General features: G+C 56.8%; 22 protein-coding genes and 1 other RNA gene. 5 read left to right on the plus strand and 18 right to left on the minus strand.

Annotated features, from left to right (window positions below):
* Nucleotides 1-113: 113 nt before the first annotated feature.
* The 6 genes from gcvH to ACOTXC_RS03830 all read right to left on the minus strand — a co-directional run bounded on the left by gcvH (nt 114) and on the right by ACOTXC_RS03830 (nt 6,332).
* A complete protein-coding gene (gene gcvH / locus ACOTXC_RS03805) occupies nt 114-503 on the minus strand; it encodes a glycine cleavage system protein GcvH (RefSeq protein ID WP_006811885.1) in 390 nt (129 codons plus the stop codon).
* Between the two features lie 23 nt (nt 504-526).
* Nucleotides 527-1,621 carry a glycine cleavage system aminomethyltransferase GcvT gene (gene gcvT, locus ACOTXC_RS03810; RefSeq protein WP_023298548.1) on the minus strand — a complete coding sequence of 365 codons (1,095 nt, stop codon included), beginning with the start codon at nt 1,619-1,621 and terminating at the stop codon, nt 527-529.
* Between the two features lie 397 nt (nt 1,622-2,018).
* The gene (ubiI, locus tag ACOTXC_RS03815; protein ID WP_022649317.1) at nt 2,019-3,221 is read right to left on the minus strand and encodes an FAD-dependent 2-octaprenylphenol hydroxylase; all 1,203 of its coding nucleotides are present in this window, start codon (nt 3,219-3,221) and stop codon (nt 2,019-2,021) included.
* Nucleotides 3,222-3,233: 12 nt separating this feature from the next.
* On the minus strand, nt 3,234-4,412 hold the full coding sequence (gene ubiH / locus ACOTXC_RS03820; protein WP_421767418.1) for a 2-octaprenyl-6-methoxyphenyl hydroxylase: 1,179 nt from the start codon (nt 4,410-4,412) through the stop codon (nt 3,234-3,236).
* Nucleotides 4,409-5,722 carry a Xaa-Pro aminopeptidase gene (pepP, locus tag ACOTXC_RS03825; protein WP_421767443.1) on the minus strand — a complete coding sequence of 438 codons (1,314 nt, stop codon included), beginning with the start codon at nt 5,720-5,722 and terminating at the stop codon, nt 4,409-4,411. The genes ubiH and pepP overlap by 4 nt, the downstream gene beginning before the upstream one ends.
* Before the next feature lie 31 nt (nt 5,723-5,753).
* The gene (locus ACOTXC_RS03830; protein ID WP_003860099.1) at nt 5,754-6,332 is read right to left on the minus strand and encodes a YecA family protein; all 579 of its coding nucleotides are present in this window, start codon (nt 6,330-6,332) and stop codon (nt 5,754-5,756) included.
* A 167-nt stretch (nt 6,333-6,499) separates the two neighbouring features.
* Here ACOTXC_RS03830 and zapA point away from each other — a divergent pair, with 167 nt between their 5' ends.
* From zapA to ACOTXC_RS03845, 3 genes are all read left to right on the plus strand, one after another.
* Nucleotides 6,500-6,829, plus strand: coding sequence for a cell division protein ZapA (zapA, locus tag ACOTXC_RS03835; RefSeq protein ID WP_003860096.1), 330 nt, complete (start codon nt 6,500-6,502; stop codon nt 6,827-6,829).
* A 41-nt stretch (nt 6,830-6,870) separates the two neighbouring features.
* Nucleotides 6,871-7,054, plus strand: a non-coding RNA gene (gene ssrS / locus ACOTXC_RS03840) — 6S RNA.
* A 24-nt stretch (nt 7,055-7,078) separates the two neighbouring features.
* Nucleotides 7,079-7,675 (plus strand): 5-formyltetrahydrofolate cyclo-ligase, encoded by a 597-nt coding sequence (locus ACOTXC_RS03845; RefSeq protein WP_421767419.1) that lies wholly within the window; start codon nt 7,079-7,081, stop codon nt 7,673-7,675.
* A 34-nt stretch (nt 7,676-7,709) separates the two neighbouring features.
* On the opposite strand, the gene ACOTXC_RS03850 is transcribed toward ACOTXC_RS03845, so the two are convergent.
* The 3 genes from ACOTXC_RS03850 to rpiA form a co-directional block, all read right to left on the minus strand.
* Nucleotides 7,710-8,171, minus strand: a complete 462-nt coding sequence (locus ACOTXC_RS03850) for a hypothetical protein (protein WP_421767420.1) — start codon at nt 8,169-8,171, stop codon at nt 7,710-7,712.
* A gap of 14 nt (nt 8,172-8,185) precedes the next feature.
* Nucleotides 8,186-9,418: a phosphoglycerate dehydrogenase gene (gene serA, locus ACOTXC_RS03855; protein WP_022649321.1), complete on the minus strand. Its 1,233-nt coding sequence runs from the start codon at nt 9,416-9,418 to the stop codon at nt 8,186-8,188.
* Between the two features lie 265 nt (nt 9,419-9,683).
* A complete protein-coding gene (rpiA, locus tag ACOTXC_RS03860; RefSeq protein WP_022649322.1) occupies nt 9,684-10,343 on the minus strand; it encodes a ribose-5-phosphate isomerase RpiA in 660 nt (219 codons plus the stop codon).
* A gap of 127 nt (nt 10,344-10,470) precedes the next feature.
* Here rpiA and argP point away from each other — a divergent pair, with 127 nt between their 5' ends.
* Entirely contained in the window at nt 10,471-11,364 is an 894-nt protein-coding gene (argP, locus tag ACOTXC_RS03865) for a DNA-binding transcriptional regulator ArgP (RefSeq protein WP_003860089.1), read from the plus strand.
* 42 nt (nt 11,365-11,406) lie between these two features.
* Here the strand turns inward: argP and ACOTXC_RS03870 are convergent, their stop codons facing one another.
* The 7 genes from ACOTXC_RS03870 to tkt all read right to left on the minus strand — a co-directional run bounded on the left by ACOTXC_RS03870 (nt 11,407) and on the right by tkt (nt 19,796).
* The gene (locus ACOTXC_RS03870) at nt 11,407-12,129 is read right to left on the minus strand and encodes an oxidative stress defense protein (protein WP_022649323.1); all 723 of its coding nucleotides are present in this window, start codon (nt 12,127-12,129) and stop codon (nt 11,407-11,409) included.
* A gap of 92 nt (nt 12,130-12,221) precedes the next feature.
* Entirely contained in the window at nt 12,222-12,857 is a 636-nt protein-coding gene (argO, locus tag ACOTXC_RS03875) for an arginine exporter ArgO (protein WP_003860085.1), read from the minus strand.
* A gap of 143 nt (nt 12,858-13,000) precedes the next feature.
* Nucleotides 13,001-13,855 (minus strand): small-conductance mechanosensitive channel MscS, encoded by an 855-nt coding sequence (locus ACOTXC_RS03880; RefSeq protein ID WP_022649325.1) that lies wholly within the window; start codon nt 13,853-13,855, stop codon nt 13,001-13,003.
* A 188-nt stretch (nt 13,856-14,043) separates the two neighbouring features.
* Nucleotides 14,044-15,123 (minus strand): class II fructose-bisphosphate aldolase, encoded by a 1,080-nt coding sequence (gene fbaA, locus ACOTXC_RS03885; RefSeq protein ID WP_017692704.1) that lies wholly within the window; start codon nt 15,121-15,123, stop codon nt 14,044-14,046.
* Between the two features lie 92 nt (nt 15,124-15,215).
* A complete protein-coding gene (gene pgk, locus ACOTXC_RS03890; RefSeq protein WP_023298554.1) occupies nt 15,216-16,379 on the minus strand; it encodes a phosphoglycerate kinase in 1,164 nt (387 codons plus the stop codon).
* A gap of 49 nt (nt 16,380-16,428) precedes the next feature.
* Nucleotides 16,429-17,448 carry an erythrose-4-phosphate dehydrogenase gene (gene epd, locus ACOTXC_RS03895; protein ID WP_022649326.1) on the minus strand — a complete coding sequence of 340 codons (1,020 nt, stop codon included), beginning with the start codon at nt 17,446-17,448 and terminating at the stop codon, nt 16,429-16,431.
* Nucleotides 17,449-17,804: 356 nt separating this feature from the next.
* Complete coding sequence (tkt, locus tag ACOTXC_RS03900) at nt 17,805-19,796, minus strand: transketolase (RefSeq protein WP_041908344.1); 1,992 nt, start codon at nt 19,794-19,796, stop codon at nt 17,805-17,807.
* Nucleotides 19,797-20,068: 272 nt separating this feature from the next.
* Between tkt and ACOTXC_RS03905 the strand changes: the two genes are divergently transcribed.
* Nucleotides 20,069-20,827, plus strand: coding sequence for a M48 family metallopeptidase (locus tag ACOTXC_RS03905; protein ID WP_003860073.1), 759 nt, complete (start codon nt 20,069-20,071; stop codon nt 20,825-20,827).
* A gap of 45 nt (nt 20,828-20,872) precedes the next feature.
* Here ACOTXC_RS03905 and ACOTXC_RS03910 read toward each other — a convergent pair whose 3' ends face one another.
* A complete protein-coding gene (locus tag ACOTXC_RS03910; RefSeq protein ID WP_421767421.1) occupies nt 20,873-22,513 on the minus strand; it encodes a thiamine pyrophosphate-binding protein in 1,641 nt (546 codons plus the stop codon).
* A 13-nt stretch (nt 22,514-22,526) separates the two neighbouring features.
* A complete protein-coding gene (locus tag ACOTXC_RS03915) occupies nt 22,527-23,996 on the minus strand; it encodes an aldehyde dehydrogenase (protein ID WP_063150138.1) in 1,470 nt (489 codons plus the stop codon).
* Between the last annotated feature and the right edge of the window lie 8 nt (nt 23,997-24,004).

Below are 24,004 nucleotides of genomic sequence, written 5' to 3' on the forward strand. Positions count from 1 at the left end.
GAAACGTGCAGTGAATCGTAATTATCTGTAACGCTGTTGCCCGGTGGCGCTAACGCTTACCGGGCCTACGTAGATCTGTAGGCCGGATAAGCGCAGCGCCATCCGGCACAACGTTATTCGTCTTCCAGTAGTGCTTCGTACGCGGTCGCATCCAGCAGCGCGGCAACCTGCGCTTCGTCGCTGGCTTTGATCTTAAAGATCCAGCCGCCTTCATAAGGCTCGCTGTTCACCAGCTCCGGGGAGTCGCTCAGCGCGTCGTTCACGGCAACAATTTCACCGCTCACCGGAGCGTAGATGTCAGAGGCCGCTTTAACGGATTCCGCCACCGCACAGTCGTCGCCTGCGCTCACGGTTGCGCCCACTTCCGGCAGGTCAACAAACACCATGTCGCCCAGCAGTTCCTGCGCGTGCTCGGTGATCCCAACGGTGTAAGTGCCGTCCGCCTCTTTGCGCAGCCACTCGTGTTCTTTGCTGTATTTCAGTTCTGCTGGCACATTGCTCATTGAAGTTCTCCTGATAAAAATAGTTAGGCGACCGGCTTACCGGCGCGAACAAAAATCGGTTTGGTCACGTTGACCGGCATTTCGCGGTTGCGGATCTGCACCACCGCCGTTTCGCCAATCCCCGCTGGCACGCGTGCCAGTGCAATACTGTAGCCGAGCGTCGGGGAGAACGTTCCGCTGGTGATCACGCCTTCGCGATGATTGCCATCGGCATCGGTGAAGCGCACCGGCAGCTCGCCGCGCAGAACGCCTTTTTCTTTCATCACCAGGCCAACCAGCTGTTCAGTGCCCTTCTCGCGCTGCATCTCCAGCGCTTCACGGCCAATAAAATCACGGTCAGCCGGTTCCCACGCGATGGTCCAGCCCATGTTGGCCGCCAGCGGTGAGACGCCTTCGTCCATCTCCTGACCGTAGAGGTTCATCCCCGCTTCCAGACGCAGCGTATCGCGCGCGCCCAGGCCCGCAGGCTTCACACCCGCCTCCACCAGCGCACGCCAGAAATCGGCGGCCTTTTCGTTTGGCATTGCAATTTCGTAGCCCGCTTCACCGGTGTAGCCGGTGGTGGCGATAAACAGATCCCCCGCCTGCACGCCGAAGAACGGCTTCATGCCTTCGGTTGCTTTGCGCTGCTCGTCGCTGAACAGAGACGCGGATTTCGCCTGGGCGTTTGGCCCCTGCACCGCAATCAGCGACAGATCGTCACGAACGGTGATGTCGATGGCGTAAGGTTCAGCGTGTTGGGAAATCCAGGAGAGGTCTTTTTCGCGGGTGGCGGAGTTTACAACGAGGCGGAAGAAATCTTCGGTGAAGTAGTAGACGATGAGGTCGTCAATCACGCCGCCAGAGGCATTGAGCATGCCGGTATAGAGCGCTTTGCCCGGCGTTTTTAGTTTGGCGACGTCGTTTGCCAGCAGATAACGCAAAAACTCCCGGGTGCGGCTTCCGCGCAGGTCGACAATCGTCATATGAGACACGTCGAACATACCGGCATCGGTGCGCACCGCGTGGTGCTCATCAATCTGCGAGCCGTAGTGCAGCGGCATCATCCAGCCGTGGAAGTCCACCATGCGGGCGCCGCATAACACGTGCTGTTCGTACAAAGGAGTCTGTTGAGCCATCTTTTCCTCGTTGAAAAATTCACCGTGAAACCCGGTGTCGACCTCGCGATCGGGGGCCGACGCAAACGTTCTCTTTTACCTGAACTTACCACCGAAACCGGCGGTTAACCATAAGGTAAAACGGGTCATCACATTAGCTTATGACCAAAAATCGCTGAAAAGCCTACAGAGTTATTCACTGGTAAAATGCGATTAAACCCGCATAAAATTAACATCGAGCTAACAGGATTTAGCAGATGGTGATATTTCGTGCGGAAAAACGGGCCGAATTTCCGTAACATAAAAATAGTAAGATTAGATTTTCTAATGCGAAAAATGACGTGAAATTAGATTATTTCAAACGAGGAGATTTCCCCGGCGCGAAGGCCGGGAAAATAAAGTGTGACGGGGATCGAGATTAACGTAACCAGTCGGGAAGATCGTTAAGGCCCATTGCCTGACGAAGAAGCTGCGGTTTGACGCCGGGAAGGGTGTCGGCCAGTTTGAGGCCGATATCGCGCAGCAGTTTTTTCGCCGGGTTCGCTCCGGCAAATAGCTCGCGGAAGCCCTGCATACCCGCCAGCATCATCGCCGCACTGTGTTTGCGGCTGCGCTCGTAGCGACGCAGATACAGATGCTGACCAATATCTTTACCTTCCCGATGCAGACGACGCAGCTCTTCAACCAGCTCGGCCGCGTCCATAAAGCCGAGGTTCACCCCCTGCCCGGCCAGCGGATGAATCGTATGCGCCGCATCCCCCACCAACGCCAGACGGTGCGCCGCAAACTGACGCGCGTAGCGACCGGTTAACGGAAACGCCTGGCGTTCGCTTTCAAGCGTGCACAGGCCCAGACGGTTATCAAACGCCACGCATAGCGCCTGATTAAAGGCGTCCGGCGTCGCCTCCTGCATCTGCTGCGCTTTCTCCGGCTCTAAAGACCAGACGATGGAGCAGAGATGCGGATCGGCAAGCGGCAGGAAGGCCAGAATGCCATCATTGTGGAAAATCTGGCGCGCCACGCCGCCATGCGGCTCTTCGGTGCGGATTGTGGCAACCAGGGCGTGATGACGGTAATCCCAGAAGGTCAGCGGAATATCCGCTTTGTTACGCAGCCAGGAATTGGCGCCGTCGGCACCCACTACCAGCCGCGCGGTCAGCATGTCGCCGCTTTCAAGAGTGATAAACGCGTCGTTTTCGCCCCACGCCACCTGCTGAAGTTTCGCCGGTGCGATCAGCGTGACGTCACTGCACTGCTGCGCTTTTTGCCACAGCGCGTGGTGGATCACCGCGTTTTCAACGATGTGCCCAAGGTGGCTGTAGCCCATGCTTTCATCGTCAAACGCGATATGGCCGAAGCTGTCTTTATCCCACACTTCCATGCCATGGTAACAGCTGGCACGCAGCGCCACGATTTCAGACCAGACGCCAAGGTGCGTCAGTAGCTTTTCGCTGGCGGCATTGATCGCCGAGACGCGCAGCTCCGGCGGTGCATCCTGCGCCACAGGCTGCGGCGCATTTTGCTCAAGCACCGCCACGCGCAGGCCGCTGCCCTGTAAACCACAGGCCAGCGCCAGTCCTACCATTCCGCCGCCGACAATGGCGACATCAACATTTTGCACGGTGATTACTCCTTAACGCGCGACCCAACCCAGGGTCCGCTGCGCCAGCACGTCACGTGCCGGAATGAACAGTTCCATCGCCATCAGCCCAAGGTTGCGACCCGCAACCAGCGGTGCCCAGCGATTGGCAAACAGGTGGACTAAACCGTCGGTAACGCCAATGGTCGCCGCTTTGTCCGCCTGACGTCGTTTCTGGTAATGGCTAAGCACTGAGTATGCGCCACAATCCTGTTGTTCGCTCCACGTCTGCGCCAGTAGCTCAGCCAGGCTCATCACGTCGCGCAGGCCAAGGTTAAAGCCTTGCCCGGCGATGGGGTGCAGCGTCTGCGCGGCGTTGCCGACCAGGGCGACGCGATGGGAGACAGTCTGCGATGCGGTCGTCAGCGCGAGCGGATAGGCCACGCGTTTTCCGGCCTGGGTGATACGCCCAAGCCGCCAGCCGAAGGCTTTTTGCAGCTCGGAACTAAAACGTTCGTCGGACCAGGAGAGAACCTCATCGGCCCGGTCCTGCGCATGGCACCACACCAGCGAGCAGCGCCCGTTCGACATCGGCAGCATGGCCAGCGGGCCGTGCTCAGTGAAGCGCTCAAATGCCCTGCCGTTATGCGCGCCAGCCGTAGAGACGTTAGCGATGACCGCCACCTGCCCATAGGGTTCAGAGCGCAATTCGACGCCGCACTGCGTGGCGATCGCGGAGCGTGAACCATCCGCCGCCACCAGCAGTTCCCCCTCCAGCGTGGTGCCGTTGTCCAGCGTCACGCTGACGGCTTCGTCACGGCGGTTAAAGCTGGCGACGCGCGCCGGACAGTGCAGCGTGACGCCAGGTGTGTCCTGTAAAAGACGGAACAGCCGCAGCCCTACGTCATGCAGCTCGACAACCTGCCCCAGCGCCTCGATCCGGTAATCGTGGGCATCCAGCGTCACGAACCCGGCGTGCCCGCGATCGCTGACGTGAACGGTGCCGATCGCCGTCGCGCAATCCGCTATCGCCTGCCAGATCCCAATACGCGCAAGCTGCTGACAGGTTCCCTGCGCCAGCGCGATAGCGCGGGCGTCGAAACCGGGATGATCGGTCGCCTGCGGCGCGACCGCCTCAACCAGATGCACCGGAAGCTGGCCCTGGGTTAACCGCGAAATAGCCAGCGCCAGAGTAGCGCCGGTCATGCCTCCGCCAACGATGATTACGCTCATCCGCGTGCCGCCGCCATCAGCGCCTCGATGTCATCGGCTTTTTTCACCACGGTCGCGGTCAGGTTTTCGTTACCGGTTTCTGTAATGACGATGTCATCTTCAATACGAATGCCGATCCCGCGGTACTGTTCCGGCACGTCGGCATCCGGCGCGATGTACAGCCCCGGCTCAACGGTCAGCACCATGCCAGGCTCCAGCACGCGCGAACGTTCCGGACCGTATATCCCCACGTCATGCACATCCAGCCCCAGCCAGTGGCTCAGGCCGTGCATAAAGTACGGACGATGGGCGTTTTCGGTTATAAGGGTGTCCACATCGCCTTTCAGAATGCCGAGCTTCACCAGCCCGGTAATCATGATGCGCACCACCTCGCCCGTAACCTCCTGGATGGAGGTGCCAGGGCGGAACAGCATCAGCGCGGTCTCCAGAGACTCAAGCACGATGTCATAGATTTCACGCTGCGCTGGGGTGAATTTACCGTTCACCGGGAAGGTACGGGTGATGTCGCCCGCGTAACCCTGATATTCACAGCCGGCGTCAATCAGCACCAGATCGCCGTCGCGCAGTTCACTTTCGTTTTCGGTGTAGTGCAGAATGCAGCCGTTTTCCCCGCCGCCTACGATGGTGTTATAGGACGGGAAGCGCGCGCCGTGACGGTTAAATTCATGGTGAATTTCCCCTTCAAGCTGGTACTCGAACATACCGGGACGGCACTTTTCCATGGCGCGGGTATGCGCCAGGGCGCTGATTTCGCCCGCGCGGCGCATCACATTCAGCTCTTCTTCAGACTTAAACAGGCGCATCTCATGCACCACCGGTCGCCAGTCTGTCAGGGTTGCGGGTGCAGACAAATTCTGACGTGAGCCTTTACGCAGCTTATCCAGCGCAGTGAAAACAATCTCATCCGCATAGGCGTATTCACCCTGCGCGTGGTACAGCACGTCCAGGCCGTTGAGCAGTTGATAGAGCTGCTGGTTGATTTCGCTGTAGGCCAGCGCGCGGTCCACGCCCAGTTTTTCCGGCGCCGCCTCCTGACCTAAGCGGCGGCCAAACCAGATTTCCGCGGTCAGATCGCGCACGCGGTTGAAAATCACGCTGTGGTTGTGGGTGTCATTGCTTTTAATCAGCACCAGTACCGCTTCCGGCTCGTTAAACCCGGTGAAGTACCAGAAATCGCTGCTCTGGCGATAGGGGTATTCGCTGTCGGCGCTGCGCGTCACTTCCGGCGCGGCGAAAATCAGGGCAGCGCTTCCCGGCTGCATTTTTGCCAGCAGCGCCTGACGACGGCGAGAATACTCTTGACTGGAGATAACCATGACACCCTCCTGTGCGTTATTTTTCTTAGTGTAATGTTGGCTTGCGAACTTCCGGCGCGGTCGGCTGCGAGCGCGTAAAGTTGTCGTGGCACAGCAGAGACGCCACGCGCACGTACTCGATGATCTCTTCGAGAGACATCTCCAGCTCTTCCTGGTCTTCGTCTTCATCGTAGCCGAGCTGGGCGATGTTACGCAGATCGTCGATCGCTTCACCCGCTTCGCCGGTCACTTTATCCAGTTTAGGCTGGGTTACGCCCAGGCCAAGCAGATAGTGGTTTACCCAACCCGCGAGCGCATCAGCGCGATCGAAGACGCTGACATCGTCGCCTTCAGGCAGATAAAGCTGAAAAAGAAAGCCATCGTCTTCCAGGGAATCGCTGGTTGCGGCGTGCATTTTACGCAGCGCTTCCGCCAGTTCGTGGCCAAACGCCAGCCCTTCGTTGGTGAGGTCGTGGATCAGCGGCTGCCATGAGCTGTCGCTGTTTCCGCCGCACAGTATGCCGCTGATCAGACCGTGCATTTCGGCAGGGGTTAGACCGACTCCCTGCTGGTTCAGTAACTGGTTTAAATCCTTGTAACCAGGCATTTCGTTCTGTATAGACATACGCATTCGTCATCAAAGGGAGGATATTCATGATATGCTACCACTTTGGACCCTGGTGATACCAGAAAAGGGCTTGTATCTTCACATCAGGGTAGCTATAGTGTCGCCCCTTCGCAGCCCCCGGGGCAGTAAGCGAAGGCAGCGCAGTCAATCAGCAGGAAGGTGGCATGTCTGCACAACCCGTCGATCTCCAGATTTTTGGCCGTTCACTGCGAGTGAATTGTCCGCCTGAACAAAGGGATGCTTTGAATCAGGCTGCGGACGATTTGAATCAGCGGTTGCAAGATCTAAAAGAACGCACTAGAGTCACAAATACTGAGCAGCTGGTTTTCATCGCCGCGTTGAACATCAGCTATGAACTGACTCAGGAAAAAGCGAAGACCCGCGATTACGCGGCAAGCATGGAGCAGCGCATTAAAATGCTCCAGCAGACCATTGAACAGGCATTGCTTGATCAAGGTCGCAGTCCTGAAAGACCGGGACCAAAGTTTGAATAACACTTCTCAGTTGACTATGGTAGAGTAACTGTGAAGACAAAATTTCTCTGAGATGTTTGCAAGCGGGCCAGTCCCCTGAGCCGATATTTCATACCACAAGAATGTGGCGCTCCATGGTTGGTGAGCATGCTCGGTCCGTCCGAGAAGCCTTAAAACTATGACGACACATTCACCTTGAACCAAGGGTTCAAGGGTTACAGCCTGCGGCGGCATCTCGGAGATTCCCTCTCTCTTCTTCTACCAACTACCATGACTCAATTCCCTGAAGTCTCTGCTTCACGCCAGGATATCCGTCAGCTCATTCGCCAGCGTCGTCGTGCCTTAAGCGCCGAACAACAGGCACAGTTTGCCCAGCAGGCCGCCGCCCGTATGATGGCCTATCCGCCTGTGGTGATGGCAAACACCGTCGCCCTGTTTCTTTCGTTTGATGGTGAGCTGGATACCCAACCACTTATCGACCAGCTCTGGCGCGCCGGGAAAAAAGTTTATCTGCCGGTGCTGCATCCCTTTAGCCGGGGCAATCTGCTGTTTCTGCACTACCATCCGCACAGCGAGCTGGTGGTGAATCGTCTGAAAATCACCGAACCCAAACTCGACGTGCGCGATGTGCTGCCGCTATCTGAACTGGATGTGCTGATTACGCCGCTGGTGGCGTTTGACGAGCAGGGACGGCGATTAGGTATGGGCGGTGGTTTTTACGACAGAACGCTACAAAACTGGCAGCAGTACGGGTTGCAGCCGGTGGGCTATGCGCATGATTGTCAGGGCGTGGAGGCATTACCCGTGGAGAAATGGGATGTGCCGTTGCCAGCGGTGGTGACGCCCAGTAAAACCTGGACCTGGTAGAACAAAGCCGGGTGGCGGCTACGCCTTACCCGGCCTACATAAATCCTCGAACATTGTAGGTCGGGTAAGCGTAAGCGCCACCCGACACACAGACCGCACGACCGTTGTAGGTCGGGTATGCGTAAGCGCCACCCGATACACAGACCGCACGAACATTGTAGGTCGGGTAAGCGTAAGCGCCACCCGATACACAGACCGCACGAACATTGTAGGTCGGGTAAGCGTAAGCGCCACCCGACACACAGACCGCACGAACATTGTAGGTCGGGTAAGCGTAAGCGCCACCCGACACACAGACCGCACGACCGTTGTAGGTCGGGTAAGCGTAAGCGCCACCCGATACACAGACCGCACAAACATTGTAGGTCGGGTAAGCGTAAGCGCCACCCGATACACAGACCGCACAAACATTGTAGGTCGGGTAAGCGTAAGCGCCACCCGACACACAGACCGCACGAACATTGTAGGTCGGGTAAGCGTAAGCGCCACCCGACACCACAGACCGCACTATCAGTACAGCAGACGCGCGCGAATCGTCCCCGGAATGGCCTTCATGCTCTGCAATGCTTTCTCGGCAATGTCTTCATCCGCTTCAATATCAATCACCACATAACCCATCTGCGCGTTCGTTTGCAGATACTGCGCGGCAATGTTGACGCCCTGTTCGGCAAAGATCTGGTTGATAGCAGTCAGCACGCCCGGACGGTTTTCGTGAATGTGCAGCAGACGACGCCCGCCGTGTAGCGGCAGAGACACTTCCGGGAAGTTCACCGCAGAGAGCGTTGAACCGTTGTCGGAATATTTGCTCAGCTTGCCCGCCACTTCCAGGCCGATATTCTCCTGCGCTTCCTGAGTAGAACCGCCGATGTGCGGCGTCAGGATCACGTTGTCGAACTCGCACAGTGGAGAGGTGAACGGATCGCTGTTGGTGGCCGGTTCCGTCGGGAACACGTCAATCGCCGCACCCGCCAGATGCTTACGCTTCAGCGCATCGCACAGGGCAGGAATATCGACCACTGTACCGCGCGCGGCGTTGATCAGCAGTGAGCCCGGCTTCATCAGCGCCAGCTCTTCCGCTCCCATCATGTTTTTTGTGGACGCATTTTCCGGCACGTGCAGGCTGACCACGTCGCTCATGTTCAGCAGGTCAGAAAGATGCTGCACCTGCGTCGCGTTACCCAGCGGCAGTTTGTTTTCGATATCGTAGAAAAACACGTGCATGCCAAGGGATTCCGCCAGAATACCGAGCTGCGTACCGATGTGGCCGTAACCAATAATCCCGAGTTTTTTACCACGCGCTTCGTAGGAGCCCGCGGCCAGTTTATTCCACACGCCGCGGTGCGCTTTGGCGTTAGCTTCCGGAATACCGCGAAGGAGTAGCAGCAGCTCGCCAATCACCAGCTCCGCCACAGAACGGGTGTTGGAGAACGGGGCGTTAAAGACCGGGATACCGCGTTTTGCGGCGGCATTCAGATCAACCTGATTGGTACCGATACAGAAACAGCCAATCGCCACCAGCTTTTCCGCCGCAGCAATAACGTCTTCAGTCAGTTGGGTACGGGATCGCAGGCCAATGAAATGGGCATCACGGATGGACGCTTTCAGCTCTTCAGTATCCAGCGCGCCTTTGTGAAATTCGATGTTGGTGTAACCTGCAGCGCGAAGGCTATCGAGCGCTTTCTGGTGCACGCCTTCAACCAGCAGGAATTTAATCTTGTCTTTCTCCAGTGATACCTTTGCCATTTACCCGACCCTGTTTTTATCTGAACTGATGTTGTGCTGGATATAAATCCCGTGCAGCCAACATATCAAAAAAAACTATTGCAGCAATATGAACGTTTGCGTCGGCACTCTGAAGAAAAGTCATACAGAGCAAAATGACAGAGGAAAATGCTATGGAAATTTACAAACGCGGAAGGATCGGCAAAAGAGGCGGAAAAACGTGACACAAGTCACCGAATTTAGCTTTTCAAAATTTTTTAGCGGGGGGAGCGCTCCCCCCGTCAGATCATTTTACGATGGTTTTTACACCGTCAGCCGTGCCGATCAGCGCCACATCCGCGCCACGGTTGGCAAATAACCCTACGGTCACGACGCCCGGAATGCCGTTGATCGCATTTTCCAGCGCAATGGCATCGAGGATCTCAAGGCCGTGAACGTCGAGGATCACGTTGCCGTTGTCGGTCACCACACCCTGACGGTATTCCGGACGACCACCCAGCTTCACCAGTTGACGTGCCACGGCACTGCGCGCCATCGGGATCACTTCGACCGGCAGCGGGAAACTCCCCAGAATGTCGACCTGCTTGGAGGCGTCCGCGATGCAGATGAACTTATCCGCCACGGAGGCAATGATTTTTTCACGGGTCAGCGCCGCGCCACCGCCTTTGATCATCTGCATGTGGCCGTTGATTTCATCCGCGCCATCAACGTAAATGCCCAGACGGTCCACTTCGTTGAGGTCGAAAACAGTGATGCCGAGGCTTTTCAGCTTTTCCGTGGAAGCATCGGAGCTCGAAACCGCGCCCTCGATTTGCCCCTTCATCGTGCCCAGCGCATCGATAAAGTGCGCCGCCGTCGACCCCGTACCAACACCGACAATGGTACCCGGCTGTACGTACTGGAGAGCGGCCCATCCTACTGCTTTTTTCAGTTCATCCTGCGTCATGATCGTTTTGCCTGTGGTGTGAAAACTCAGGGCGCATTATAGAACACGTCGAATGGATTTCGTCTGCCACGAAGGGAAAATTGTGTCATAGTGCAGATTAAGCAAAATTAAGGAGTCAGCCAGAGCAATGAAACGTCCGGACTACAGAACACTACAGGCACTTGATGCAGTTATTCGTGAACGCGGTTTTGAGCGCGCGGCGCAAAAGCTGTGCATCACCCAGTCCGCCGTATCACAGCGTATCAAACAGCTTGAAAATATGTTCGGGCAGCCGCTGCTGGTGCGTACCGTACCGCCGCGTCCAACGGAGCAAGGACAAAAGCTCCTCGCCCTGCTACGTCAGGTTGAACTGCTGGAAGATGAGTGGCTGGGCGATGAACAGACCGGCTCCACGCCGCTGCTGCTGTCGCTGGCGGTGAACGCCGACAGTCTGGCAACCTGGCTGCTGCCGGCCCTTGCGCCGGTGCTGGCCGACTCCCCTATCCGCCTGAATCTCCAGGTTGAAGATGAAACCCGCACCCAGGAACGTCTGCGTCGCGGCGAAGTGGTTGGTGCCGTCAGTATTCAGCCTCAGGCGCTGCCAAGCTGTCTGGTGGATCAGTTGGGCGCGCTGGATTACCTCTTCGTCGGTTCAAAAGCCTTTGCCGAGCGCTATTTCCCGAACGGTGTGACCCGCGCCGCGCTGCTGAAAGCGCCTGCCGTCGCGTTCGACCATCTGGACGATATGCATCAGGCCTTCCTGCAACAAAACTTCGATTTGCCGCCGGGCAGCGTGCCGTGTCATATCGTTAACTCGTCCGAAGCCTTCGTACAGCTTGCACGTCAGGGAACCACCTGCTGCATGATCCCGCATCTGCAGATTGAGAAAGAGTTGAAAAGCGGTGAGCTGATTGATTTAACTCCGGGGCTGTATCAGCGCCGGATGTTGTACTGGCACCGTTTTGCGCCGGAAAGCCGCATGATGCGCAACGTCACCGACGCGCTGCTGGCGTTTGGGCATAAGGTGTTAAGACAGGATTGAAAAACAAGCCGGGTGGCGGCTTCGCCTTACCCGGCCTACGGGTTACTGAGCTGGCTTTTCAGTCGGCTCCAGCTGGAACACCACATCAACCTGATCGTCGAACTGAATGGTTGGCTGCTCGTAGGTTTCCTGAGCAGAAACTGGCGCGGCGTCCGCTTTCATCATCCGCACCATCGGGCTTGGCTGGTAGTTTGAGACGTGGTAACGCACGCTGTAAACCGGACCGAGCTTGCTCTTGAAGCCGGATGCCAGCTGCTGTGCCTGATGAATGGCATCATCAATCGCCGCTTTACGCGCTTCGTCTTTATACTTCTCCGGTTGCGCAACGCCCAGCGAGACGGAACGAATTTCGTTCAGCCCTGCCTTCAGCGCACCATCCAGCAATCCGTTGAGCTTATCAAGCTGGCGCACGGTCACTTCTACAGTACGCACGGCGCGATAGCCTTTCAGGATGCTTTTGCCGTTCTGGTAATCGTAATCCGGTTGAGTACGCAGGTTCGCAGAGCTGATGTCTTTTTTCGCGACACCGTTCTGTTCCAGAAAAGAGAGGTATTGCGCAACACGATCGTCTGCCTGTTTCTTGGCGGAAGCAGCATCTTTCGCCGCCACGTTCACTTCAATTGCCAGGGTTGCAACATCCGGTACCGCATCCACGCTTGCCGTACCTGAAGTGACAATGTGCGGGCCGTTTGGCAGTTCATTCGCCTGCACCGACACCGCACCTAAACTTACTAATGCCGCCAGGGCCATCACCTTAAACTTCACTGTCATTCCTCCATGTTGCGAAGAGTGCCCTGTTAACAGGGCTCATGCCAGCAAGCTTAGCGGGTCTTGTTCAGATGTCCATAAGACAACGCTTAGTTGAACAATCCCTGTACGTGATGAATGCCCTCTTTCGCCAGCTGGAAGGCAATAAACCACATCACCAGCCCCACCAGGGTATTGATAATGCGCTGCGCTTTGGCGGTACGCAGTCGTGGTGCCAGCCATGCCGCCAGGATCGCAAGACCAAAGAACCAGAGGAAGGAGGCGCTGACCGTACCGAGCGCAAACCAGCGTTTCGGCTCAACGTCCAGCTGTCCACCCAGGCTGCCGAGCACCACGAACGTATCAAGATAAACGTGCGGGTTAAGCCATGTCACGGCGAGCATGGTGACGATAATCTTCCAGCGCCCTTGCTTCATCACTTCGGCGCTCGCCAGCTCAAGATTGCTGCTCATGGCCGTTTTCAGGGCGCCAAACCCGTACCACAGCAGAAACGCTACGCCGCCCCAGGTAACCAGCGCCAGCAGCCACGGCGACTGCATCAACAGGGCGCTGCCGCCAAAGATCCCGGCGCAAATCAGCAGCAGATCGCTCACCGCGCACAGCAGGGCAATCATCAGATGGTACTGACGGCGGATGCCCTGATTCATCACGAACGCATTTTGTGGACCAAGGGGAAGGATCATGGCCGCACCTAACGCAAGCCCTTGAAAATAGTAAGATAACATAACGTAATTCTCGCAGAGTTGTCCTTGGGCAGACTATACTGCGGGAACGACATTAGAGGAAATGGATAATATTAATTGGGGATTAGCGAGGCTAATAAAAGAAAAGCCCGGTGTCGCTGACGCTTACCGGGCCTACGGAGACGTTACTCTGCTTCTTTGACTTTTTTGACGTTTACGTCCATCTGCGGGTACGGGAAGCTGATGCCGTTAGCATCGAAGTCACGCTTAATGCGCTCCAGCACATCCCAGTATACGTTTTGCAGATCGCTGCTTTTGCTCCAGATGCGCACCACAAAATTAATGGATGATGCGCCCAGTTCATTCAGACGAACGGTCTGCTCGCGGTCCTTCAGAATACGGTCATCTGAAGCAATGATGTTGGTAATCAGAGACTTCACCTGATCGATATCGGAATCGTACGCCACGCTGATGATCAGCTCGTTACGACGCACCGGCTCGCGGGAGAAGTTAATGATATTGCCGGCAATGATTTTCCCGTTCGGTACCACCACAATACGACCGTCGACAGTACGCAGAGTGGTAGAGAAAATCTGTACCTGCAACACGGTACCCGCGATCCCGCCTAAATCCACGTATTCACCGGAACGGAACGGACGGAAGGTTACCAGCAGTACGCCCGCCGCCAGGTTCGACAGCGAACCCTGTAATGCCAGACCAATGGCCAGACCGGCAGCACCGAGCACAGCGATGACGGATGCCGTCTGCACGCCGACACGCCCCAGCGCCGCAATCAGCGTAAAGGCGATGATGCCGTAACGCACCAGCGCGGAGAGGAAATCGGCGACCGTGGCGTCAATGTGTCGTGCAACCATCACCCGGTTGACCGCGTTCGATACGATACGCGCCACGATCATCCCGACAATGATGATGGCAATAGCGGCAACAATATTCACAGCGTAGCTCAGCAGTAGCGCCTGGTTGCGCACCAGCCAGTTACCCGCGTGATTGATGCTGTCTACAACATCAAGTTGTTCCATTTATTCTTCCTTTTGCTAAACCAAAACACAAAATCTATCCCTTAAGGGGACAGGCAGGTCAGTAAAGGGTAAACAAAAAGAGCGGGTAATGCCAAACAGATCACAAAATCAGGTATTGCAGGATATTGAAAAAGCATAAAAAAAGGCCCGCATTTGCGGGCCTTCTGATGTGCTGTCAGCAGTACAAATTACAGAACGTCAACCGCGTTCAGTTCTTTGAAAGCCTGCTCCAGACGAGTAATCATAGAAGTCTGGGCAGCGCGCAGCCATACGCGTGGATCGTAGTATTTCTTGTTCGGCTGGTCTTCGCCTTTCGGGTTGCCCAGCTGACCTTGCAGGTAAGCTTCGTTGGTTTTGTAGTATTGCAGGATACCGTCCCAGGTTGCCCACTGGGTGTCGGTATCGATGTTCATTTTCACTACGCCGTAGCTTACGGAATCTTTGATTTCCTGAGCAGAAGAACCGGAACCGCCGTGGAAGACGAAGTTCAGGCTGTTGTGCGGCAGGTTGTGTTTCTTAGACACATATTCCTGAGAATCACGCAGGATGGTCGGGGTCAGAACCACGTTACCTGGCTTGTACACGCCGTGCACGTTACCGAAGGATGCTGCGATGGTGAAGCGTGGGCTGATTTTGCTCAGCTCGGTGTAAGCGTAATCAACGTCTTCTGGCTGAGTGTACAGAGCAGAAGCGTCCATGTGGCTGTTGTCCACACCGTCTTCTTCACCGCCGGTGCAACCCAGTTCGATTTCCAGGGTCATGCCCATTTTGGACATACGCGCCAGGTACTTAGAGCAGATCTCGATGTTTTCTTCCAGAGACTCTTCGGACAGGTCGATCATGTGAGAAGAGAACAGTGGCTTACCGGTTGCTGCGAAGTGTTTTTCACCTGCGTCCAGCAGACCGTCGATCCATGGCAGCAGTTTTTTCGCGCAGTGGTCAGTGTGCAGGATAACCGGAACACCGTAGTGCTCAGCCATCTGGTGAACATGATGTGCGCCAGAGATAGCACCCAGGATAGCAGCGCCCTGAGGAACGTCAGTTTTCACGCCTTTACCTGCGATGAACGCAGCGCCGCCGTTAGAGAACTGAACGATAACCGGTGCTTTAACTTTTGCAGCGGTTTCCAGTACGGCGTTGATGGAGTCGGTACCTACGCAGTTAACTGCTGGCAGAGCGAAGTTGTTTTCTTTAGCTACCTGGAACACTTTCTGTACGTCATCACCAGTGATAACGCCAGGTTTTACGAAATCAAAAATTTTAGACATGTTGCTTAGTCCTGTATCTTCGGCCGTTAGAAAAGGTGCGAGCTCTGATAAGCGCGCTGAAAATTGGGCAGGTTTCCCTGCCCCTGAATGGCTTACTTCTTAGCGCGCTCTTCGAGCATTGCTACTGCTGGCAGGACTTTGCCTTCCACGAATTCGAGGAATGCGCCGCCACCAGTGGAGATGTAGGAGATCTTGTCAGCGATACCGAACAGGTCGATAGCTGCCAGGGTGTCACCACCGCCTGCGATAGAGAACGCTTCGCTGTCTGCGATAGCGTTTGCAACGATTTCAGTCCCTTTGCGGAAGTTCGGGAATTCGAACACGCCGACAGGACCGTTCCACAGGATAGTTTTTGCGTTTTTCAGGATTTCAGCCAGTTTCTGTGCAGAAACGTCGCCCAGGTCCAGAATCTGCTCTTCATCTTTGATGTCATTAACAGATTTAAGGGTTGCGGTAGCAGTTTCGGAGAACTCGGTCGCCACGCGAACGTCAGTTGGAACCGGGATATCACAGGTGCTCAGCAGGCGTTTGGCTTCGTCAACCAGATCCGCTTCGTACAGGGATTTACCCACGTTGTGGCCTTGCGCAGCAACGAAGGTGTTCGCGATACCACCGCCAACGATCAGCTGGTCAGCAATTTTGGACAGAGAATCCAGAACGGTCAGTTTGGTAGAAACTTTAGAACCACCAACGATAGCGACCATCGGACGAGCAGGTTCTTTCAGTGCTTTACCCAGAGCTTCCAGTTCGTCAGCCAGCAGTGGACCTGCACAGGCGACGTCTGCGAATTTACCGATACCGTGGGTAGAAGCCTGCGCACGGTGAGCCGTACCGAAGGCATCCATCACGAATACGTCGCACAGCGCAGCGTATTTTTTGGACAGGGTTTCGTCGTCTTTCTTTTCGCCTTTGTTGAAGCGAACGTTTTCCAGAACAACCAGCTCACCTTCAGCAACTTCTACGCCGTCCAGGTAATCTTTCACCAGGCGAACCGGGTTGGACAGTTTGTCTTTCAGGTAATTAACAACCGGCAGCAGAGAGAACTCTTCGTTGTACTCGCCTTCAGTTGGACGGCCCAGGTGGGAGGTGACCATCACTTTAGCGCCCTGCTTCAGAGCCAGTTCAATGGTTGGCAGAGATGCACGGATACGCGCGTCGCTGGTCACTTTGCCATCTTTAACCGGTACGTTCAGATCGGCACGGATGAAAACGCGTTTACCTGCCAGATCCAGATCGGTCATCTTAATTACAGACATGGTGAATCCTCTCGTTGATTCTTAAAGTTTTGCAAGCGCAAGGTGCGCTCTACCTGAAACCTTTTGCGGCCATGGCTAACGTGGTGTCGAGCATTCGGTTAGCAAAGCCCCATTCGTTATCACACCAGACCAGCGTCTTGATGAGGTGCGCACCACTGACTCGCGTCTGCGTGCCATCCACGATGGCGCTGTGCGGGTCGTGGTTAAAATCTACTGAGACCAACGGTAATTCCGTATAGTCAACTATACCATGAAATGCTCCCTGTGCCGCTTTTTGCAGCAACAGGTTGACTTCACAGGCTTTTACCGGTTTTTTCACCGTCACGCTAAGATCGATTGCGGTGACGTTTATCGTCGGGACGCGCACGGCAATCGCTTCGAAACGGTCGTTAAACTGCGGGAAAATACGCGTGATCCCGGCAGCCAGTTTCGTATCCACCGGAATGATGGACTGGCTCGCCGCGCGAGTGCGTCGTAAATCCGGATGGTAGGCGTCGATAACCTGCTGATCGTGCATGGCGGAGTGAATCGTGGTCACGGTACCGGATTCAATGCCATACGCATCGTCTAACAGTTTAATGACCGGAATAATGCAGTTGGTGGTACAGGAGGCGTTGGAGACAATGCGGTGTTCAGCCTGCAGCTCGTGCTGGTTGACACCAAACACGACGGTGGCGTCGAGGTCGTGACTGCCGGGATGGGAGAACAGCACTTTTTTCGCGCCAGCATTCAGATGCGCTTCGCCATGTTCACGGTTACCGTACACGCCGGTACAGTCCAGCACCACATCCACACCCAGTTCGCGCCAGGGCAGCTCTTCAATACTGTTCTCATGCAGCACGCGGATGGCATCGTCACCGACGAACAGCTGTTCCCTTTCCTGGCGAACGTCCCAGGCAAAGCGACCGTGGCTGGTGTCATATTTCAACAAATGCGCCATGCCCGCAGCATCCGCCAGTTCATTGATTGCCACCACGGTGATTTCCGCACGACGCCCGGATTCATATAAAGCACGAACCACGTTGCGCCCGATGCGACCGAAGCCATTAATCGCTACGCGTACGGTCATAGATCTCCTGCAAAGCTATCCCTGAGTTTGAGGTGGCTGAAAGAGTAATCCAGCGACGCCCGAAGGGGAATCCTTGCTGTCACAAACTGCGATTGATTGGTCAATTGTCGAACATTTAATCGACTGAAACGCTTCAGCAAGAATAAGCGAATCGGGGAATAAAAGGAATCTCTGTCCAGATGAATAAGCGAGCTATATGACTTGCATCACATTTTCGGTGGAATAATTTACAGAGCAGTTACATGTCTGAGGAATCGTGCATACAAAAAAGCCGGGCGGCGCTAACGCTTACCCGGCCTACATTTTATGCCATTTGTAGGCCCGGTAAGCGTTAGCGCCACCGGGCAAAACGGCAATTACAGCAGTTCTTTCGCTTTAGCGACAACGTTCTCAACGGTGAAGCCAAACTCTTCAAACAGCTGTTCAGCCGGCGCAGACTCACCAAACGTGGTCATACCGACGATAGCGCCGTTCAGGCCAACGTATTTGAACCAGTAGTCAGCGATACCCGCTTCCACTGCCACGCGAGCGGAGACCGCTTTAGGCAGTACGGATTCGCGGTACGCGGCATCCTGCTTGTCGAACGCATCGGTAGATGGCATAGAAACCACACGCGCTTTCACGCCTTCAGCAGTCAGTTTTTCCCATGCTGCAACGGCCAGTTCAACTTCTGAACCGGTCGCGATGAAGATCAGCTCAGGCTGGCCCGCGCAATCTTTCAGCACGTAACCACCGCGGGCGATGTTTGCCAGCTGCTCTGGGGTACGTTCCTGCTGCGCCAGGTTCTGACGGGAGAGGATCAGCGCGGTCGGGCCGTCCTGACGCTCAACGCCGTATTTCCACGCCACCGCAGATTCAACCTGGTCACATGGACGCCATGTGCTCATGTTCGGGGTCACGCGCAGGGAAGCTACCTGCTCTACTGGCTGGTGAGTTGGACCGTCTTCGCCCAGACCGATGGAGTCGTGGGTGTAGACCATCACCTGACGCTGTTTCATCAGCGCAGCCATACGCACGGCGTTACGTGCATATTCCACAAACATCAGGAAGGTAGAGGTGTACGGCAGGAAACCACCGTGCAGAGCGATACCGTTGGCAATCGCGGTCATCCCGAATTCACGTACACCATAATGGATGTAGTTACCGGCAGTGTCTTCGTTGATTGGCTTAGAGCCAGACCACAGGGTCAGGTTAGATGGCGCCAGGTCAGCGGAGCCGCCGAGGAATTCTGGAAGCAGAGGACCAAACGCTTCGATCGCATTCTGAGACGCTTTACGGCTGGCGATTTTAGACGGGTTCGCCTGCAACTTCGCGATGAACTCGTTCGCTTTCGCGTCGAAGTCAGACGGCATGTCGCCTTTCATACGACGGGTGAATTCAGCCGCTTCCTGTGGGAAGGCTTTCGCGTAAGCCGCGAACTTCTCGTTCCAGGCCGCTTCTTTCGCCTGGCCCACTTCTTTCGCATCCCACTGAGCGTAGATTTCAGACGGGATTTCGAAGGCAGGGTGTTTCCAGCCAAGCGCTTCACGGGTCAGTGCGATTTCCGCGTCGCCCAGTGGTGCGCCGTGGGAGTCGTGAGTGCCCGCTTTGTTCGGAGAACCGAAGCCGATGATGGTTTTGCACATCAGCAGGGACGGTTTGTCGGTCACGGCGCGCGCTTCTTCTACGGCACGTTTAATCGAGTCAGCATCGTGGCCATCAACGCCGCGCACAACGTGCCAGCCGTAGGCTTCGAAACGTGCGGCGGTGTCGTCAGTGAACCAGCCTTCAACGTGACCGTCGATGGAGATGCCGTTGTCGTCGTAGAACGCAACCAGTTTACCCAGCTTCAGGGTGCCTGCCAGGGAGCACACTTCGTGAGAAATGCCTTCCATCATGCAGCCGTCGCCCAGGAACGCATAGGTGAAGTGGTCAACGATGTCGTGGCCAGGACGGTTGAACTGTGCCGCCAGGGTCTTCTCAGCAATCGCCATACCCACGGCATTCGCAATGCCCTGACCCAGCGGACCGGTAGTGGTTTCAACGCCAGCGGTGTAGCCCACTTCCGGGTGACCTGGAGTTTTGGAGTGCAGCTGACGGAAGTTTTTCAGCTCTTCGATTGGCAGATCGTAGCCAGTGAGGTGCAGCAGGCTGTAGATCAGCATAGAGCCATGGCCGTTAGACAGCACGAAACGGTCGCGGTCTGCCCATGCCGGGTTCTGCGGGTTGTGGTTAAGGAAATCACGCCACAGGACTTCGGCGATGTCAGCCATGCCCATAGGGGCGCCCGGGTGGCCGGATTTGGCTTTCTGTACTGCGTCCATGCTCAGCGCACGAATAGCATTAGCAAGCTCTTTACGTGAGGACATTTTAACTCCAGATCGGACTGTTAAAGGCCATGCCCTTGACGACAGCGCGTTTTGGGCTACGCCGGAAAAAAGTGCCAACAATGTAACCCAAGCCGCAGGGCATGTACATGGACCATTCTTTTGCAGCTTAAGAAATCTCTGGATCATGCTCGCATGTTGCGCAATCTACTCGCCCGCCCCTGTAGATATTCCTTATACTTAGCCCGACACCGGCTTCGTTGACGGTGCATTTTTCGGAATTAATTCAGATTAACGAGTACGGAAGCAACATCATGAAAATGCGTGCAATTGGGCTGGCTGTGGGAACAACGCTCCTGCTAAGCGGCTGTCAGAATATGGATTCTAACGGCCTGATGACCTCAGGCGCAGAAGCTTTTCAGGCCTACTCATTGAGCGATGCGCAGGTGAAAGCGCTGAGCGACGAGGCCTGTAAGGATATGGATGGAAAAGCTACGCTTGCCCCGGCAAACAGCACCTACACGCAGCGTCTGAACAAGATTGCTTCCGCGCTGGGCGACAACATTAACGGTCAGCCGGTGAACTACAAGGTGTATATGGCGAAAGACGTTAACGCCTTCGCGATGGCTAACGGCTGTATCCGCGTTTACAGCGGCCTGATGGACATGATGACCGACAACGAAGTGGAAGCGGTGATCGGCCATGAAATGGGTCACGTTGCTCTCGGTCACGTGAAGAAAGGGATGCAGGTTGCGCTGGGCACCAATGCCGTGCGTGCTGCGGCGGCCTCTGCGGGCGGCATTGTCGGCAGCCTGTCCCAGTCGCAGCTGGGCGACGTGGGTGAGAAACTGGTTAACTCCCAGTTCTCCCAGCGTCAGGAGTCGGAAGCGGATGACTACTCTTACGATCTGTTGCGCAAACGCGGCATCAATCCATCGGGTTTAGCCACCAGCTTCGAAAAACTGGCGAAACTGGAGGAAGGCCGTCAAAGCTCCATGTTTGACGATCACCCGGCTTCCGTTGAACGCGCGCAGCATATCCGTGACCGCATGGCGGCAGACGGAATTAAATAAAACTTCGGCCCGGTGCGCGCCGCGCTACCGGGCAACAAGGCTCAATCAGTACAGCGTTTTCTGTGGCGGCCCGGCAAACTTAAGGGCGCCAATCTGCCCCATCCGCACCTCAACCACCGACGGCCCCGGCATCGCCAGCGCTTCCGTCATCACCGCATCAAAATCCTCGGCCCGCTCAACGCTCCAGGCCTGTAGGCCAATCGCCTGCGCCAGCAGGGTAAAGTCCGGTGTATGCAGTTCGTTATAATACTGACGCCCGCCAAAATATTTATCCTGAATACCGCGCATTACGCCGTAGCCCCCGTCGTTCATGATGAGCAGCGTCACGTTGGCTTTCTCCTGCGCCAGCGTCGCCAGCTCGCCTAAATTGAGGCTCAGGCCGCCGTCGCCCACCAGTCCCACCACCCTGCGCTGCGGGTTAGCAATCGCGGTGCCGATGGCCATCGGCAGTCCCATACCAATCGCCCCGGCGAGGGAGTGAATGTTCAGCAGCGGACCGTTAGCCCTGAACAGGCGGCTACCCCACAGGCTGCCGGACACGGTGATATCGCGCACCAGCAGGCCGTCTTTCGGCAGGGCTTTTTCTATGGCGTCGTTAAGCTTCGCATAGGCGCCGCACTGCTCGCGCAGCCCCTGCTCAGCTTGCCCGACCGCCTGCTGCACCTGCATATCCCACTGGGCGTTGCCCCACTCGCGGCCCTGCACTTTTTTAGCCAGCGCGCCAAGCAGCGCTGAACAATCGGCTATCAACGTGCTATCCATCAGGTAGTTACGGCTGGCCGCCGCCGGGTCGATATCAATCTGCACGCGCGGGGACGGCAGCTCAAGCGTCCAGGAGCGGGTTTCGTTGCTGCGCAGACGTGAACCGGCGACCAGCGTAAAATCACACTGCGCAATCAGCGCCTCCACCGACGGCGAGTTGTGGAACGCCCGCAGGCTGGCGCGGTGGTCGTCCGGCAGCACGCCGCGCGCGTGGGTGCTGGAAATCACGGTGATGCCCGCATCCGCCAGTTTTTTCACCGCCTCAGCGCTTCCCAGCGCCCCGCCGCCCAGCCACAGCAGCGGCTGTTTCGCCTGTTTGAGCTGCGCCCACAGCGCGTCAACCATCCCGGTATCCACGGCTGGAACCGATGCCGGTTTGACCGGGGCGGTAACCAGCGACAGCGGAATTTTGGCGCCCTGAATATCAATCGGGATTTCCACCGAAACCGGTCCGCACGGCAGGGTCTGCGCGTCCTGGATGGCTTTATGCAGAATGGCTATCGCCTGATTCGCATTGCTGATACGGTACGCCCGTTTTGAGCTGGCCTTCAGGAAGGTCAGCTGATCGCGGGTTTCATGGATAAACCCGGTGTCGGCGTCCAGCCAGGCTTTCTCTACCTGCCCGGTTAAATGCAGCAGCGGCGTGCAGGCATTCATCGCTTCCACCAGCGCGCCTACCGCGTTCCCGGCCCCCGCGCCGGTGCTGGTCAGCGCCACGCCGAGGCCGGAAAAGCGCCCGTGAGCATCGGCCATGGTGACGGAACCGGCTTCACCGCGCGCGGGCACAAAGCGGATATTGCCCCGCTGCCCAACCGCATCCGCTATCGGCAGGTTGTGAATGGAGATGACGCCGTAGATGGCCTCAACCTGATACTGCTCCAGCGTTCTGGCGATGGCGTCGCCGACGGTTATCATTTCGCTCATTGCTCACCCTTTCTCAGTCGCACCAATGGTTGACGCTGTTACCCGTCGCCAGATAAATGCTCTTTTGTTGCATCCAGGCTTTCAGCCCCTGGATACCCTTCTCGCGGCCCAGACCGCTCTCTTTAAAGCCCCCGAACGGGGTCGAAATCGCAAAAACTTTGTAGGTGTTGATCCACACCGTGCCTGCCTCCAGCTGCTCGCTGAGACGCAGGGCGCGCCCGGTATCGCGCGTCCAGATCCCCGCCGCCAGGCCGTAAACCGAGTCGTTCGCCTCGCGAATAAGCGCCGCTTCATCGCCAAACGGCATCGCCACCAGCACCGGGCCGAAGATCTCTTCCTGACATGCGCGGGCGCTGTTGTGTAGCCCTTCGATAATGGTTGGCTGGAAGAAGCTACCGTTTGCCAGAGCGGGATCGGCGGGGATCTCGCCGCCGCACAGCACGCGGCCCCCTTCCCGCTTCGCCAGTTCGACGTACTCGATCACGCTCTGGCGATGTTTCTCGCCGATCAGCGGTCCTACATGCACGCCGTCGGTAAACGGATGCCCGACGCGCAGCCCGCGAGTTAATTCCAGCAGCCTCGCCATCAGCGGGGCGTAAATACTCTCGTGGATAAACAGCCGCGATCCGGCGATGCACGCCTGCCCTGCCGAGCTGAAAATGCCGTAGCAGATCCCACGCACCGCCTGTTCGATATCGGCATCCTCCAGCACGATAGTCGGCGATTTGCCGCCCAGCTCCAGCGAGGCCGGGATCAGTTTTTCCGCCGCCACGTGCGCCAGATGACGGCCCGTAGTGGTTCCGCCGGTAAAGGAAATTTTGCGCACGCGAGGATGACGCGCCAGCGCATCACCAATCACCGAGCCTTTGCCCGGCAGCACGCTCAGCAGCCCGGCGGGCAGCCCGGCCTGTTCAAAAATCCGCGCCAACTCCAGCGCCATCAGCGGCGTGGCTTCGGCGGGCTTGAGGATCACCGCGTTCCCGGCGGCAATCGCCGGTGCGACCTTCTGCATTTCGCTGGCAATCGGCGAGTTCCACGGCGTGATGGCCGCCACCACGCCAAGGGGCTCGTAGCGGCTCAGCGTCAGCAGATCCGGCTGGCGCGGTGTCGGAAGTTCACCCTCCAGCAGCTCGCAGGCGGCGGCAAAGTAGCGCGCCGTTCCCGCCGCGCTCATCACCAGCCCGCACGCTTCCGCCAGCGGCTTGCCGTTATCCCGGCTCTGCATCTGCGCCAGTTCATCCACACGGGATTCAATAAGATCCGCCACCTTGTGCAGGATCTTCGCCCGCACGTGCGGCAGGCTGTTACGCCAGGCGGGATCGCGCCAGGCGCGCTCTCCGGCGTCTACCGCCTCCTCCAGGTCATCCAGACTGGCGGCGTTCAGCGTCGCGTTGATCGACCCGTCTGCCGGGAAGTGGCTCTGCATCGGGTTACCTCCGCCGTGTCGCCACTGGCCGCCGATAAAAATCTTCAGATCGTCCATCGTCACTC

This window comes from Enterobacter cloacae complex sp. IR5428, assembly GCF_049238585.1.
In the GTDB taxonomy this organism is placed as follows: Bacteria; Pseudomonadota; Gammaproteobacteria; order Enterobacterales; family Enterobacteriaceae; genus Enterobacter; species Enterobacter intestinihominis.

Bases quoted from the DNA above. Each gene is read 5' to 3' on its own strand.
- gcvH (WP_006811885.1), bottom strand. From the start codon at position 503: ATGAGCAATGTGCCAGCAGAACTGAAATACAGCAAAGAACACGAGTGG.
- gcvT (WP_023298548.1), bottom strand. From the start codon at position 1,621: ATGGCTCAACAGACTCCTTTGTACGAACAGCACGTGTTATGCGGCGCC.
- ubiH (WP_421767418.1), bottom strand. From the start codon at position 4,412: ATGAGCGTAATCATCGTTGGCGGAGGCATGACCGGCGCTACTCTGGCG.
- ACOTXC_RS03830 (WP_003860099.1), bottom strand. From the start codon at position 6,332: ATGTCTATACAGAACGAAATGCCTGGTTACAAGGATTTAAACCAGTTA.
- zapA (WP_003860096.1), top strand. From the start codon at position 6,500: ATGTCTGCACAACCCGTCGATCTCCAGATTTTTGGCCGTTCACTGCGA.
- ACOTXC_RS03845 (WP_421767419.1), top strand. From the start codon at position 7,079: ATGACTCAATTCCCTGAAGTCTCTGCTTCACGCCAGGATATCCGTCAG.
- serA (WP_022649321.1), bottom strand. From the start codon at position 9,418: ATGGCAAAGGTATCACTGGAGAAAGACAAGATTAAATTCCTGCTGGTT.
- rpiA (WP_022649322.1), bottom strand. From the start codon at position 10,343: ATGACGCAGGATGAACTGAAAAAAGCAGTAGGATGGGCCGCTCTCCAG.
- argP (WP_003860089.1), top strand. From the start codon at position 10,471: ATGAAACGTCCGGACTACAGAACACTACAGGCACTTGATGCAGTTATT.
- argO (WP_003860085.1), bottom strand. From the start codon at position 12,857: ATGTTATCTTACTATTTTCAAGGGCTTGCGTTAGGTGCGGCCATGATC.
- ACOTXC_RS03880 (WP_022649325.1), bottom strand. From the start codon at position 13,855: ATGGAACAACTTGATGTTGTAGACAGCATCAATCACGCGGGTAACTGG.
- fbaA (WP_017692704.1), bottom strand. From the start codon at position 15,123: ATGTCTAAAATTTTTGATTTCGTAAAACCTGGCGTTATCACTGGTGAT.
- pgk (WP_023298554.1), bottom strand. From the start codon at position 16,379: ATGTCTGTAATTAAGATGACCGATCTGGATCTGGCAGGTAAACGCGTT.
- epd (WP_022649326.1), bottom strand. From the start codon at position 17,448: ATGACCGTACGCGTAGCGATTAATGGCTTCGGTCGCATCGGGCGCAAC.
- tkt (WP_041908344.1), bottom strand. From the start codon at position 19,796: ATGTCCTCACGTAAAGAGCTTGCTAATGCTATTCGTGCGCTGAGCATG.
- ACOTXC_RS03905 (WP_003860073.1), top strand. From the start codon at position 20,069: ATGAAAATGCGTGCAATTGGGCTGGCTGTGGGAACAACGCTCCTGCTA.
- ACOTXC_RS03910 (WP_421767421.1), bottom strand. From the start codon at position 22,513: ATGAGCGAAATGATAACCGTCGGCGACGCCATCGCCAGAACGCTGGAG.
- ACOTXC_RS03915 (WP_063150138.1), bottom strand. From the start codon at position 23,996: ATGGACGATCTGAAGATTTTTATCGGCGGCCAGTGGCGACACGGCGGA.